The 13440-nt window shown below is 35.2% G+C and carries 10 protein-coding genes; 7 read left to right on the top strand and 3 right to left on the bottom strand.

Going from position 1 to position 13440, the window contains the following annotated elements; all coding sequences use genetic code 11:
- Positions 1-20: 20 nt before the first annotated feature.
- The 4 genes from CLV33_RS03080 to CLV33_RS03065 all read left to right on the top strand — a co-directional run bounded on the left by CLV33_RS03080 (position 21) and on the right by CLV33_RS03065 (position 4456).
- Complete coding sequence (locus CLV33_RS03080; protein ID WP_105472651.1) at positions 21-707, top strand: succinate dehydrogenase cytochrome b subunit; 687 nt, start codon at positions 21-23, stop codon at positions 705-707.
- A gap of 11 nt (positions 708-718) precedes the next feature.
- A complete protein-coding gene (locus tag CLV33_RS03075; RefSeq protein WP_105472650.1) occupies positions 719-2716 on the top strand; it encodes a fumarate reductase/succinate dehydrogenase flavoprotein subunit in 1998 nt (665 codons plus the stop codon).
- Positions 2717-2726: 10 nt separating this feature from the next.
- A complete protein-coding gene (locus tag CLV33_RS03070; RefSeq protein ID WP_042242143.1) occupies positions 2727-3467 on the top strand; it encodes a succinate dehydrogenase/fumarate reductase iron-sulfur subunit in 741 nt (246 codons plus the stop codon).
- An 86-nt stretch (positions 3468-3553) separates the two neighbouring features.
- Positions 3554-4456 (top strand): M28 family peptidase, encoded by a 903-nt coding sequence (locus CLV33_RS03065; RefSeq protein WP_105472649.1) that lies wholly within the window; start codon positions 3554-3556, stop codon positions 4454-4456.
- Here the strand turns inward: CLV33_RS03065 and CLV33_RS03060 are convergent.
- Complete coding sequence (locus CLV33_RS03060; protein ID WP_105472648.1) at positions 4453-7875, bottom strand: hypothetical protein; 3423 nt, start codon at positions 7873-7875, stop codon at positions 4453-4455. The genes CLV33_RS03065 and CLV33_RS03060 overlap by 4 nt on opposite strands.
- Before the next feature lie 479 nt (positions 7876-8354).
- Between CLV33_RS03060 and CLV33_RS03055 the strand changes: the two genes are divergently transcribed.
- The 3 genes from CLV33_RS03055 to CLV33_RS03045 all read left to right on the top strand — a co-directional run bounded on the left by CLV33_RS03055 (position 8355) and on the right by CLV33_RS03045 (position 11478).
- Positions 8355-9116, top strand: coding sequence for an exodeoxyribonuclease III (locus CLV33_RS03055; protein ID WP_105472647.1), 762 nt, complete (start codon positions 8355-8357; stop codon positions 9114-9116).
- Between the two features lie 20 nt (positions 9117-9136).
- The gene (locus tag CLV33_RS03050; RefSeq protein WP_045371123.1) at positions 9137-10096 is read left to right on the top strand and encodes an OmpA family protein; all 960 of its coding nucleotides are present in this window, start codon (positions 9137-9139) and stop codon (positions 10094-10096) included.
- Between the two features lie 344 nt (positions 10097-10440).
- Positions 10441-11478 (top strand): aldo/keto reductase, encoded by a 1038-nt coding sequence (locus CLV33_RS03045; RefSeq protein WP_105472646.1) that lies wholly within the window; start codon positions 10441-10443, stop codon positions 11476-11478.
- A 199-nt stretch (positions 11479-11677) separates the two neighbouring features.
- Here CLV33_RS03045 and CLV33_RS03040 read toward each other — a convergent pair whose 3' ends face one another.
- The gene (locus CLV33_RS03040) at positions 11678-13096 is read right to left on the bottom strand and encodes a T9SS type A sorting domain-containing protein (protein WP_170063966.1); all 1419 of its coding nucleotides are present in this window, start codon (positions 13094-13096) and stop codon (positions 11678-11680) included.
- 27 nt (positions 13097-13123) lie between these two features.
- Positions 13124-13321 carry a hypothetical protein gene (locus tag CLV33_RS03035; RefSeq protein WP_042242134.1) on the bottom strand — a complete coding sequence of 66 codons (198 nt, stop codon included), beginning with the start codon at positions 13319-13321 and terminating at the stop codon, positions 13124-13126.
- Positions 13322-13440: the final 119 nt, after the last annotated feature.

Here is a 13440-nt window from a genome sequence, read left to right as displayed (position 1 = left end):
TAAAATTAATACTAGAACTAATGAGTGGATTTTTTAAATCTTCAATTGGAAGAAAGGTCTCTATGGCGCTTTCTGCTATCTTTTTAATGATTTTTTTAATTATACATTTAGCCATAAATTTTCTATCGGTTTTTAGTCCAGGGCTTTTTAACGAAGCCTCGCATTTTATGGGTACAAATCCTTTAATCCAATTTGGGCTGCAACCAGTTTTATTAGTGGGTGTCCTGTTTCATTTTATCATGGGGTTTGTGTTGGAAATAAAAAACAAAAAAGCGAGAAGCACTGCTTATGTAAAAAATAATGGTGCCGCAAACTCTTCTTGGGTGAGTAGAAACATGATTTGGAGTGGTGCTGCTATTTTAGCATTTTTAGCACTTCACTTCTACGATTTTTGGGCGCCAGAAATTAACATCAAATACTTTAAGGGCGATATGAGTGGTTTATTAAATCCTGCTGATGTAAATAGTGATTTTAGATATTACCAAGAGTTGGTTCATAAATTTGCAGACCCTGTAAGAGTTATAGCTTACGTTGTTGCATTTGTATTTTTAGCGTTGCATTTACTACATGGATTTGCTTCAGCATTTCAATCTATGGGTGTGTCATCAATTCGCAAAAAACAAATACAAATGGGTGCTAAAATATATTCTATCGTATTACCGCTAGGGTTTATATTTATTGCAGTTTATCATTACTTTAACCATTAATCTTAAATAAAATGGCTTTAGATTCAAAAATACCAGAAGGTCCAATTCAAGATAAATGGACAGACTATAAAAATAAAATTAATCTAGTTAATCCTGCAAACAAGCGTCATATTGATATTATTGTTGTTGGTACAGGTTTAGCAGGTGGTTCTGCTGCTGCAACTCTAGCAGAACTGGGTTATAATGTAAAAGCATTTGCTTACCAAGATTCACCACGTCGTGCGCATTCTATTGCGGCACAGGGCGGTATTAATGCAGCAAAGAATTATCAAGGCGATGGAGACTCTACATACAGATTGTTTTACGATACTGTAAAAGGGGGCGATTATCGTTCTCGCGAGGCAAATGTATATCGCTTAGCAGAAGTATCAGGAAATATAATTGACCAATGTGTAGCACAGGGTGTGCCTTTTGCTCGTGATTATGGAGGGTTGTTAGATAACCGTTCGTTTGGTGGTGTTCTGGTATCTAGAACATTTTATGCTAAAGGACAAACGGGGCAACAATTGTTATTAGGCGCTTATTCTGCAATGAACCGTCAAATTGCCCGAGGTAAAATTGAAATGTTTAACCGCCATGAGATGCTAGATGTTGTAATTGTTGACGGTAAAGCAAGAGGTATTATTGCAAGAAACTTAATTACTGGCGAAATAGAGCGTCACTCAGCACATGCTGTTGTTGTTGCTACTGGTGGTTATGGTAATGTTTATTTCCTGTCAACAAATGCTATGGGAAGTAATGTAACGGCGTCTTGGAAAATTCACAAAAAAGGAGCGTATTTCGCAAACCCTTGTTATACTCAAATTCACCCAACATGTATACCTCGTTCTGGAGATTATCAGTCTAAATTAACGTTAATGTCTGAATCTTTACGTAACGATGGGCGTATTTGGGTGCCTGCAAAACTAGAAGATGCTAAAGCTATAAGAGAAGGTAAAAAGAAGCCTACGGATTTATCAGAAGAAGAAAGAGATTATTACTTAGAGCGCCGTTATCCAGCCTTTGGTAATCTTGTACCTCGCGATGTTGCATCAAGAGCAGCAAAAGAGCGTTGTGATGCTGGTTTTGGGGTAAATGCAACTGGAGAAGCTGTGTATTTAGATTTTGCTGACGCTATTACCCGCTATGGAACAGAGCAAGCTAAAATCCACAATATCTCAAATCCTTCAAAAGCAAAAATATATGAATTAGGTAAAGCTATAGTTGAAGCTAAATACGGAAACCTTTTTCAAATGTACGAGAAAATTGTAGATGAAAACCCGTACGAAACACCAATGATGATTTATCCTGCGGTACATTATACCATGGGAGGCGTTTGGGTAGACTATAATTTAATGACTACTGTTCCTGGATTGTACTGTATTGGTGAAGCTAATTTCTCAGATCATGGAGCAAACAGGCTTGGAGCATCAGCCTTAATGCAAGGTTTAGCCGATGGTTACTTTGTATTACCTTATACAATAGGAGATTATTTAGCTGACGATATTAGAACAGGTAAAATTTCTACAGATTCTGCTGAATTTGAAGCAGCAGAAAAAGAAGTTAAAGATCGCATAGAATTCTTCATTAATAATAAAGGGACCAAATCGGTAGACTATTTCCATAAAAAACTTGGAAAAGTAATGTGGGACAAATGTGGTATGTCTAGAAACGAAAAAGGCCTAAAAGAAGCTATTGAAGAAATAAAAGCCATTCGAGAAGAATTTTGGAAGGAGGTAAAAGTACCAGGAGATGCTAACGAAATGAATCCAGAATTAGAAAAGGCTGGTAGAGTTGCAGATTTTCTGGAACTAGGAGAATTATTCGCTAAAGATGCACTTGTAAGAGAAGAATCTGCTGGTGGGCACTTTAGAGAAGAATATCAAACCCCAGAAGGAGAAGCAAAACGAAGAAAAGAGTTCCAGTATGTTTCGGCTTGGGAATATGTAGGAGAACCGAGTGAGGCGATATTGCATAAAGAACCACTGGAATACGAGAATATTGAAGTAAAAGAAAGAAGTTACAAATAAAAAAGACGCTATGAATTTAACGCTTAAAATTTGGAGACAAAAAGACTCAAAAACAAAGGGTCAAATGGTAGACTATAAAGTTACTGATATTTCAGAACACATGTCTTTTTTAGAAATGATGGACGTGTTGAATGAGCAATTATTTGCCCAAGGAGAGGAACCAGTAGCTTTCGATCACGATTGTCGTGAAGGCATTTGTGGCATGTGTTCTATGTACATAAACGGTGAAGCACATGGCCCAGATAGAGGCATTACAACCTGTCAATTACACATGCGTATGTTTAACGATGGCGACACTATTACTATTGAGCCATTTAGAGCAGCTGCATTCCCTGTAATAAAAGATTTAGTGGTAGATAGATCTGCTTTTGACCGCATTCAGCAAGCAGGTGGTTATATCTCGGTAAACACATCAGGAAACACACAAGATGCTAACTCTATTCCAATTTCTAAACATGCAGCTGATGAAGCTATGGACGCCGCAACATGTATTGGCTGTGGAGCCTGTGTAGCTAGTTGTAAAAACTCTAGTGCTATGTTGTTTGTTGGTGCAAAAGTATCACAATATGCTTTATTGCCACAAGGACAAGTTGAGGCAGCAGATCGTGTTAAAAATATGGTAGCCCAAATGGATTTGGAAGGTTTTGGTAACTGTACAAATACAGGAGCTTGTGAGGTAGAGTGTCCTAAGGGCATTTCTCTTGAGAATATTGCAAGAATGAATAGAGAGTTATTAAAAGCTTCTATTTAGCATATTCAACTTATTAAATACACAAAAAGGCTCATATTAACTTATGGGCCTTTTTTGTATCTTCATTTTATTAAATTTTTCGTTTTATGAATACTAAAACCTTACTGTGTTTTTTATTATGTAGTGTTTTTTTCGCATGTATACCAAGTAAAACGTTAATTGATAACGACGCATTATTAGCGCGTGTTAAAGTACTGTCTTCAGATGCTTTTGAAGGTAGAAAATCCGGTACCGAGGGAGCTAAAAAGGCTCGCTCATACATTATTAATCACCTTAAGAAGTTAAATGTTAAGCCACTCACTCCTTCATTTAAACAAGAATTTAATTTCTTATATGAAACAAAAAAATATACAGGAACCAATATCTTAGGAATTATTAACGGAACAGATAAACCAGATACATATATTGTTATTAGTGCACATTACGATCATTTGGGAGTTCAAAACAATAGCATATATAATGGGGCAGACGATAATGCATCAGGTGTATCGGCATTACTTGCTTTTGCCGAATATTTTAAAGAAAACCCTCCAGCACATTCCGTAATTTTAGCAGCTTTTGATGCAGAAGAACTTGGGTTTGAAGGTTCAAAATACTTCGTAGAGCATACAATTATTTCACAAGATAAAATAGTATTCAATATAAATATGGATATGGTTAGCAGAAGCAACGATAGTGAGTTGTTTATAGTTGGAGCTAATACACACAAACTGTTAACCCCTCTTTTAAATACAGCAATATTAACATCAAAAAAAATAAAATTAACTGTAGGGCACGATGGTTCTGATGGTTTGGAAGATTGGACTTACGCTTCCGATCATGCATCATTTTACAGAAAACAAATACCTTTTTTGTACTTTGGTGTTGCAGATCATAACGACTACCATAAGTCTACCGACGATTTTGAAAATATACACCCCGAATTTTATAAAGAAGCCGTACACCAAATTATTTTGATGTTTAATGTAGTAGATAAAATAAACTTTTAAAAATAGGCTTTTAACTGAATATTACCTGTATGTATAGTTTTACTGCGCTCTGTTTTTCTGCCAAAATAACTTAAATTTAAGTCTAAGAATTTTGTGAGTTTTTTTTGTGCTAGTAGCGTCCAAGTAAAATTGTTCCCTGGTTGTAAACCTTCTAACATTTGAAATGCTACAGGCGAGTTTGGGTTGCCTAAAAAATTATTCGAAAAATAGTTTATTTCTCCATTTACAGCTCCTTTTTTTTGTTTTGAAAAATTAAAGCCTAAACCAAATTTTTGTTGAGAAAGCGTTTCTAAATCACCAATGGTATTCTCTTTTGTAGTATACTGATAGAAGATATCTAAACGGCTGTTTTCATTAAATAAATAAGATAGTTTTGGGTTAAGCAGCCCTTCGTTAAATTTAAAATTTTTACTGGTAAAGTTTTCACTTGAACTTTCGTTAGACCCTACGGCAGACTGAAATGTTATTAACCAGCTTTCTTGTATTTTATGATTGAAATTTAACTGATGACTTTTTAAATTATTTTCCAATAAACCCACAGAAAGTGTATTGCTCGATTTGTTGGAGAGATACGTGTAAGATGTAGTGTACTTTTGTTTTCCTCTATTAAAGAACAATACATTTCTAAAATTTAATTGTAAGCCTAATTGGTTTTCTTCACTACTTTCAAAAGGGTTTAAATTAAAATTACTACCATCTCTTTTAATTTTTCTATCAATTAAATAGCTGGTTTGGTTATAAAAATGAGACCAGAATTTTTTAGATTTTGTTTCTGCTACACGCCATTGCGCAGGATTTATAGTTAGGGTTTGGCTAAACCTATTTTGGTGTGTTCTAATAAATACACGATTAGGTAGTAACACCCTAATATAAGTACCTTGATCTTGAAATTGCGCAATCTCAAATTCTTCTAGCTCTTGTATGCCGTTGTTGTTATAATCTATCCAAGTATAAGTGCCTTGTCCTGCCTCTACTTCCACATACGTAAAATCTTGTTGTGGTAAAAAGCCAGAATTAGTTTCGAAAACCGTATTGCTTTGCACTATGTTTTTAAATAATTTTTGATTGTACTGTAGCCTAGAGTTTAAAGAATTTTCATTTGCAATGGTATCGCTTTCGTGTTTTAGAGACCTGTAATTAGCGTATAATGAGAGGTTTGTATTTTTGTTTTGAATAATACGAGAATCTACATAAAATGTATTTGAAGTATTTACTTTTTGTAGTTTATTGTTACGAATACTGTCGTTTACCCGATGTTTATATCCAAATTGCGCAAAAACTTTAGTGCTGTCTCCAACACCAACAAAGGCCTCGTAAGATGTGAATTTTTGACTTAAAGGCGTTAAGGTTTCTGTAGCAATTTCAGTTTGTTTATTATCTTCAACAGATAATTTTCCACCAATCCAACTTTTTTCCAAACCATAGGTTACAGTATTGTGAGACCTTAAAAATGTAGATGTGTTAATGCTAGACTCTGCATTTAAAAAGCTAGTTCTGGTATTTATACTTAAACTATTAAAAAGCAAATTGGCATTGGCAATATGCCTGCTGCCATTAAAGCCTGAAGCAAAATTTAAATACTCAAACTCATAGTTGATTTGCCCTTTTTTGAAATGTGAAAAACTAAGGCCAGAGTTTAAAAACGTTTGCGTACCTAAATCGCCTACACGTTGGTTGCCTCGTGGTTGCTCTAAATTCCAATCGCGATTAAATTCTGCATTGTACAAAATTTCAATACTTCTAAAATCATCTTGGATATAATCGGTATTTATATACGCATTCAAATTCCATAAACTATCATTTTTAATAATATGTTGCGTCATTTTAAATGTGCCAGCAAAACCATCGTTATTATTGTCATCTAATGCAGAAAATAAGTTTAAATCGTTTTTGCTTCCAGCCAATTCAAAATCTATACGAGTTTTTTCTGAAGGCGTGTAGTTTCCATTTACAACAGCCATTTGCAGTTTGGTTGGTGCAATAAGCTGAACAATTGGTGCATAGTTTCCCTGCAATTCACCAACATATTCATAGATGTTGTTTATGGCATTTGTGCTACTTAAAACATAATCGCCTTGGTTGGCGCCAACTAGCGTAAAAGACACTCTAAATAATTCGTCGTTTGGGTTGTTGGAAAACACAAAAACTTCATTTCCGCTAATAATTTCCTTTCTATATAAAATGCGGTTTTCACTATAAGATTCTTCTACTTCAGATGGTGCAATCATTTGTGAGCGGTCATCACCTGCGTTAGATAAAATTACAACTTGGTCTTCTGATAAATTTTGTTGTAACGGCTGGTTTTTCGCATCGGTTTCAGAATAAACCGAAACGCCAATATTTAGTTTTTCATTTTTGAAGTCTCCACCACCGTAAGCTACCAATCGCGAATAATTACGGTCGCTAAACTGGTAATCTACCGTAATACGCATTTCAGAAGTTATAGGGAATGTGGTATTAAAAATTATTTCGCCAGCATTATAATCTATAATATAGTCTTTATCCTCACCACGTTCTAAAGGTATGCCATTAACATAAACGGTTTCACTTCCAGAAACAATTAGCACAAACAGCTCACCGTTTTGCCCTTGCAGTTTATAAGGACCTTGATTACCTTCTTGAGCAATAAACTGACTGGTTGTAAACTGCCCGCGAACTAAAGCGCCCGCAGCAAATACTTGTGTTTGTGAATCTGTTCCGCCTAAATTTGCATTAATAGATAACCCTTGCACACGTTTAGAAAATGCGCCAAAAAACGACTTGGTATTTTGTAAATCTATATCGCCTGCACGAATATTCCAGTTATCACTAAATAGTTCAATAAAAACTTGGTCGAACTCATCCAATCGTTGGCTGTAACCGCTTTCTTGCAACGGAATATTTGCATCTTGAATAGACGCTCTAAGCGATACCTTATCATTAAGTTTTCCAGTAATTTGAAGGTCTAATTCACTATTTAATACAGAATTTTGATTGGTTCCAACCGTTACGCCTCTAGATATGCTTCCGGAAGTTGTTAACCCATCAAACGGCACAAAATTTCTTGAAGCATTTGGTTGCGATAATTGGTATAGTTTTTCAATACCATTGTTGTTTTTTACAATAATACTTTCGTCTAATTGTTTGTAGGTTTTGGTAAGGAACTCTGGGAATTTTAAATAATTAATAATTATAGAATCGGTTAATACGTTTTTTTTTAACCAGAGCTTAGCTGTAGCAAAATCGATGCCGTAATACGTAGAATCTAAAACGGTGTTGTTTTTTGTTTTAACCGAAAACCAACTGGAATTAATGCTTACGCTATCTATTAAAATAGTATCCCTCACAGCTACCTTTTTAGTTTTATATTTACTGTTCGGGTCTTGGGCAAAACCACCAAAACATAGCAATACAAACGTAAAGAGAAGGACGTATTTCATTAGGTATTTAACTACGATTTATTGAAAATAGTATTAATGAAACACACTATGAATTTTTTTTTTCTTAGTGTATGTTGAATTAATTCCGTACCATGCGGAATGTTAATAGATTTCGTTACAATTCCTTTAATAAATTATAGTGTAAAAGTAAGGTATTATTTATTTTAGCTGAAATGATAATTGAGTTGAGATCGGTTAGTTCTTTTAGAACCATACAGGTCTGCTAGAACATTTTTTGTGTTGTTCTTTGTAAATGAGGATATAACTTTTTTAAAAAGCAATATAATTGGCAAATAAACCACGTTAGGAATTGCAGAGGAAAGCCCATAGCGAAGCCCTTTAGAGCGAAGCGAGGACTTGTAATGGAAAACCTGCCTACCAGCAGGTAAGCCCTACCGAAGCGATCCTGCAAGGTTTCTAAAAAAAACTTGTAGGTATAAGCGAGGGGAACGCCCAAAAAAGATTAAAAAAATAGATGTATGAAGATTATTTCTTATAACGTTAACGGCATACGCGCCGCCATAAATAAAGGTTTTATCAACTGGTTAGAAAGTGCAAACCCCGATGTAATTTGTTTGCAAGAAATTAAAGCTATGGAAGACCAATTGGATTTAAGTCTTTTTGAAACAGCAGGGTACAAGCATCAATATTGGTTTAGTGCGCAAAAAAAAGGGTATAGCGGTGTTGCAATTTTAAGTAAAATAGCACCCAGCCATGTAGAGTATGGCACAGGTATTGAGTCTATGGACTTTGAAGGACGAAACCTTAGAGCAGACTTTAACGGTGTTTCGGTTATGAGTTTGTATTTGCCTTCTGGCACAAATGATGCAAGATTGCAGCATAAGTTAGATTATATGGACATGTTTCAAGAGTATATAAACAACCTTAGAACTGAAATTCCAAACTTGGTAATTTGTGGTGATTATAATATATGTCATGAAGAAATAGACATACACAACCCAAAAATGAAAGGTGTTTCAGGATTCTTACCAGAGGAACGCGAGTGGATTGGAAACTTTATAGATAGCGGATTTATAGATGCTTTTAGATACCTACATCCAGAACGACAAGAATATAGTTGGTGGAGTTACCGTGCTAATGCAAGGGCAAATAATAAAGGTTGGCGGCTAGATTACGCTATGGTTTCAAAACCACTACAAGAAAATATAAAAAGAGCCGTTATACTTACCGAGGCAGTGCACAGCGATCATTGCCCAATTTTAGTAGAAATAGAACGTTAAATACCAAAAACAACCCAACAATGATTAAAAAAAGTCTATTAATAGCAGTAGCTTTAGTGAGCGCTACCTCTTGCGTGTCACCAAAAGTGTATAAAGATTTAGAGAGCAAGTATGCGTCTTTAAAACAGGAAAACAGAAAGTTAAATAAAGAAAACGAATCGCTTTTATCTAAAAAAACGTCAGCAGAAAACGAATTAAAACAACTTAAAGCAGACTATGATGAAGCAGTAGCCGAACGCGATAGATTACGTAGCGATTATGCGGCAGCAAAATCTAATCTTGAAGCCTTAAAAGATTCTTATGCAGCTTTAGAAAAAAATAGTTCTGCTGCAATTGCTAAAAATTCACAAAAAAATAGAGAACTATTAGCAGAATTAGAAGCTAAAGAACAAGCGTTGGCGGCAGAAAACGAACGTTTAGAAAAGCTCAAGAAAGCTTTAGAAGAACGCTCTAGCCGTATAGCAGAGCTAGAAAACGTAATAGCCACAAAAGATGCTGCGATGACACAGCTTAAAAACGCCATTTCCCGTGCTTTAACCGATTTTGAAGGTAAAGGCTTAACCGTAGAACAACGTGGAGGTAAAGTGTATGTGTCTATGGAAAACAAGCTGTTATTTCAGTCAGGAAGTTGGGCTGTAAATACCGATGGTAAAGTAGCAGTAAGAAGCCTTGGTAATGTGTTGGCAGAAAATCCAGATATTGCTGTACTTATAGAAGGACACACCGATAATGTTCCTTATTCTGGTAACGGCGCGTTAACCAGCAATTGGGATTTGTCAACTAAACGTGCCACCGCCATAGTAAACATTCTAAGGGAAAACACAGCAATAAACCCTGAAAATTTAACAGCCGCAGGACGGGGAGAATATGCGCCAATAGCTACAAACGATACAGAAGAGGGAAGAGCAAAAAACCGACGAATAGAAGTAATTTTAACGCCAAAGTTAGATGAATTGTCTCGTTTGTTGAATGAGCAATAGTATCACTTCGAATGATTCTGAAGCAAGAGGAATTGTATCGAGAAGTAGGAGGCCTGCTTACCTGCAGTATTGCTAGGCAGGTTCATCTCGATGATAAACCCGATAGTTTTCGACAAACTAACGCGATCGGGTTCAACTTTTATTCATACATTACTATTTTAAATTATTGAATTCAGGAGCATAAATATTTCGTTATACTTCTTTTTGCATGTCACCTAGAGCGCAGTTAATGGGTATTTGGCTAAAGCAAAAAAGGATGTCGCTGCAATTGCAAACGCATAAAAAACCGTTAAAAGCTTACATGGCTTTTAGCGGTTTTTTATCTTTGGTTTTCAAAAAAAGGCATGAAATATACAACATTACCCAATACCAGTTTAAAAGTTAGTAAAATATGCTTAGGCACAATGACCTGGGGCAACCAAAATACCGAAGCGGAAGGCCATGAGCAACTAGATTATGCTTTAGATAAAGGTGTTAATTTTATAGATACCGCAGAACTGTACCCTGTGCCTGCTAATGCAGAAACTAGTGGGCGTACAAGTACAATTATTGGTTCTTGGTTAAAAAAAACAAGCAATAGAGATAAGGTAGTTTTAGCTTCAAAAATAGCAGGTCCTGGCGATTACACGGCACATATTAGAAAAACAGGTTTTAGCCCTAGCGCAATAAAAGAAGCCATAGATTCAGAATTAAAACGCTTACAAACCGATTATATAGATTTGTATCAGTTGCACTGGCCAGAGCGCGATACTAATACGTTTGGGACAAGAGATTACAAACCCAACCCTAAAGATACTTGGGAAGATAACTTTAGCGAAGTACTGCACACCTTAAATACACAAATTAAGGCAGGTAAAATTAGGCATATAGGTTTGTCTAACGAAAAAGCTTGGGGCACTATGCGTTATTTGCAGGAAAGTAAAATCAATAACTTGCCACGTCCAATAACCATACAAAATGCATATTCTTTGTTATGCAGAACATTTGAAGGCGATTTAGCCGAAGTATCCCATAGAGAGAATATAGGCTTACTGGCCTATTCACCAATGGCCTTTGGCGTACTTTCTGGAAAATACATAAAGCAACAAGCAGACGATAACGCACGTTTAAAATTGTTTCCTAGGTTTTCACGGTATAGCAGCGAGCAAGCTACAGAAGCAGCAAAACAATACTTAAAAATTGCTGAAAACAATAATATAACGTTAGCGCAAATGGCATTAGCCTTTGTAAATCAACGTCCTTTTGTGACAAGCACCATTATTGGCGCTACAAATCTACAACAGCTTAAAGAGAATATTGAGAGTATAGATGTAACACTTAGTGATGCTATTATAAAACAGATTAATGAGGTGCATAATACTATTCCTAATCCTGCGCCTTAATTTGTTATGTTTTGGGGGAGTTTAAGGTTTATACCTCATTAAGTAAAGTTAATTTTTTAAGTAAAACATAAGTTGTAACAGTTATAATATTAAAGATAAAAAAGAAAGCCGCTCTCAAATGCGGCTTTCCAAACTAGTTAATATAATTGAAGACACTCCAATTATGTGATTAATATTTTTTACGCTAGCGCATGTTTTGTTACTTTTTAACCCATAATTTACTGGTATATATATCGTTGCTAAAAAGTTTTATAATGTAGCTGCCTTTTTGAAGGAAACTTATAGGTATATTTTTTGTAAGTTTTGTGCTTAACAATAGTTTACCATTGAGGTCTAAAATTTCAATTTCTTCTATTTTTAAAGGTGATTGTACAGAAAGGTAATCTAAGGCTGGGTTTGGAAATATTGATGCCGAATCTAGTTGTATGCTATCGGTACTTAAGGTTTTTGCAGTAGATGAAATATTAAAGTCTTTTGATACTGGACTCGTAGCAAAAGCCAACTCCCTAAATACTCTTAAATAATAAGTGCCAATAGGTAATGTATTAAAAGCGCCATTTTGTGAAAAGCAACTTATGGGTGAGCCATTACAATCGTTATAAAGTTCAAATAGGTTCCATACCGTACCGCTGGTAATATTTATATTGCCTTCTTCAAGCATTGTAAAACTATACCAAATGTCTAAATAATCTTTTACATCATTGGTGCAACCTGTTGTGTTTTCTATTGAAGAACCACCTATAAAAGGTGTTGTTACCGCTGTAAGTGTCTCAGTTGGGTTTAATGGTATGGCATCGTTGCAACTATCATTAATAGTAGCCTGATAAGCTAGGATATTAAAATTGAGAAATGTAGGAGTAAACATATCTTCAACGCTTCTGTAAACTCTAATTTTATAGTCTGTATTATCCGTTAGGCCAACAGCTAGTAAGCTGTCTTCTCCACAAAAAAGGCTAGTGCCGCTACAGGCGTCATACAGTTCAAATTTATTCCAAATGGTATTGCCGTCTAAAAATAAGTTACCATCAAAAGGCATAGTAAAATCATACCAAACATCGGCATAATCTAAGGTAGTGTTTGAACAGCCTTTACCACTATTGGCTACGCTACCACCAATTTCAAAAGGCACTTGTGTTTGTAGAATTCCCAGCGGAATATTAATTGAGTTGTCGCAGGTATCGTTGGTTGGTGTTTCAAAGGCTTGAATGCTAAAACTTTGAAATTGCGGATTTTGATAATAAGTAAAATTTCTAAATATACGTATAAGCACATTAGTGTTGGCGCTAATATTTGTTAGGGTTAATTCTGCACTGCCACAAGCCAGTAAATTACCGTTGCATGCATTGGTGGCTCCTATGTTGTTCCAGAAAAGGCTACCGTCTATAACTACATTACCATCAAAAGGCATGGTAAAACTATACCATACATCGGCATAGGTTGTTACATTACCATCACAACCTATTTCGTTATTAAGGCTGGCATTGGTAGTATTAAAATTAACAGTAGTAACTTCTGAACTTACTGTTATAGGTTCTGCATTACTACAGTTATCGTTTACTGGTTGGGCAAAAGCTAGGTTAGTTATGGTTAGAAAAAATAAAATATAAAGGTGTTTCATAATTTTTATCGGTTTCATGTCTGTTAATTATAGTTTTACATCTACATCAAAAGTGTTTCTTACATCCCTGATTATGGTGTGTATGTAATAGGTTATTGCCAAAAAAAGTTCGCTAGCACCAAGAATAAGTGGATTAATGTTACCAATAAGTTGAATAGAAATTTGACCTGCTAAAAAACTAGAATTAATAATAAGGAGAGAAACGATTAATGTTGAAGTTTTCATGTTTCTAAGATTTAATGATTAATAGCTTCACAAACCTATCGTTTAACACTAAAAATAGTCTAGATTATTTTTTCAAAATCAAGGAGTATTTTGTCAAAATGAATATTATTGCAGCAATA

It is taken from the genome of Jejuia pallidilutea (genome assembly GCF_002973595.1).
Lineage (GTDB): Bacteria > Bacteroidota > Bacteroidia > Flavobacteriales > Flavobacteriaceae > Jejuia > Jejuia pallidilutea.
Note: the sequence above shows the minus strand (reverse complement) of the source record. Positions and strands in the feature narration are given on the sequence as shown.

Coding starts and splice junctions, on each gene's coding strand:
- CLV33_RS03050 (WP_045371123.1), top strand. CDS start 9,137: ATGATTAAAAAAAGTCTATTAATAGCAGTAGCTTTAGTGAGCGCTACC.
- CLV33_RS03070 (WP_042242143.1), top strand. CDS start 2,727: ATGAATTTAACGCTTAAAATTTGGAGACAAAAAGACTCAAAAACAAAG.
- CLV33_RS03080 (WP_105472651.1), top strand. CDS start 21: ATGAGTGGATTTTTTAAATCTTCAATTGGAAGAAAGGTCTCTATGGCG.
- CLV33_RS03055 (WP_105472647.1), top strand. CDS start 8,355: ATGAAGATTATTTCTTATAACGTTAACGGCATACGCGCCGCCATAAAT.
- CLV33_RS03060 (WP_105472648.1), bottom strand. CDS start 7,875: ATGAAATACGTCCTTCTCTTTACGTTTGTATTGCTATGTTTTGGTGGT.
- CLV33_RS03045 (WP_105472646.1), top strand. CDS start 10,441: ATGAAATATACAACATTACCCAATACCAGTTTAAAAGTTAGTAAAATA.
- CLV33_RS03075 (WP_105472650.1), top strand. CDS start 719: ATGGCTTTAGATTCAAAAATACCAGAAGGTCCAATTCAAGATAAATGG.
- CLV33_RS03065 (WP_105472649.1), top strand. CDS start 3,554: ATGAATACTAAAACCTTACTGTGTTTTTTATTATGTAGTGTTTTTTTC.
- CLV33_RS03040 (WP_170063966.1), bottom strand. CDS start 13,096: ATGAAACACCTTTATATTTTATTTTTTCTAACCATAACTAACCTAGCT.
- CLV33_RS03035 (WP_042242134.1), bottom strand. CDS start 13,321: ATGAAAACTTCAACATTAATCGTTTCTCTCCTTATTATTAATTCTAGT.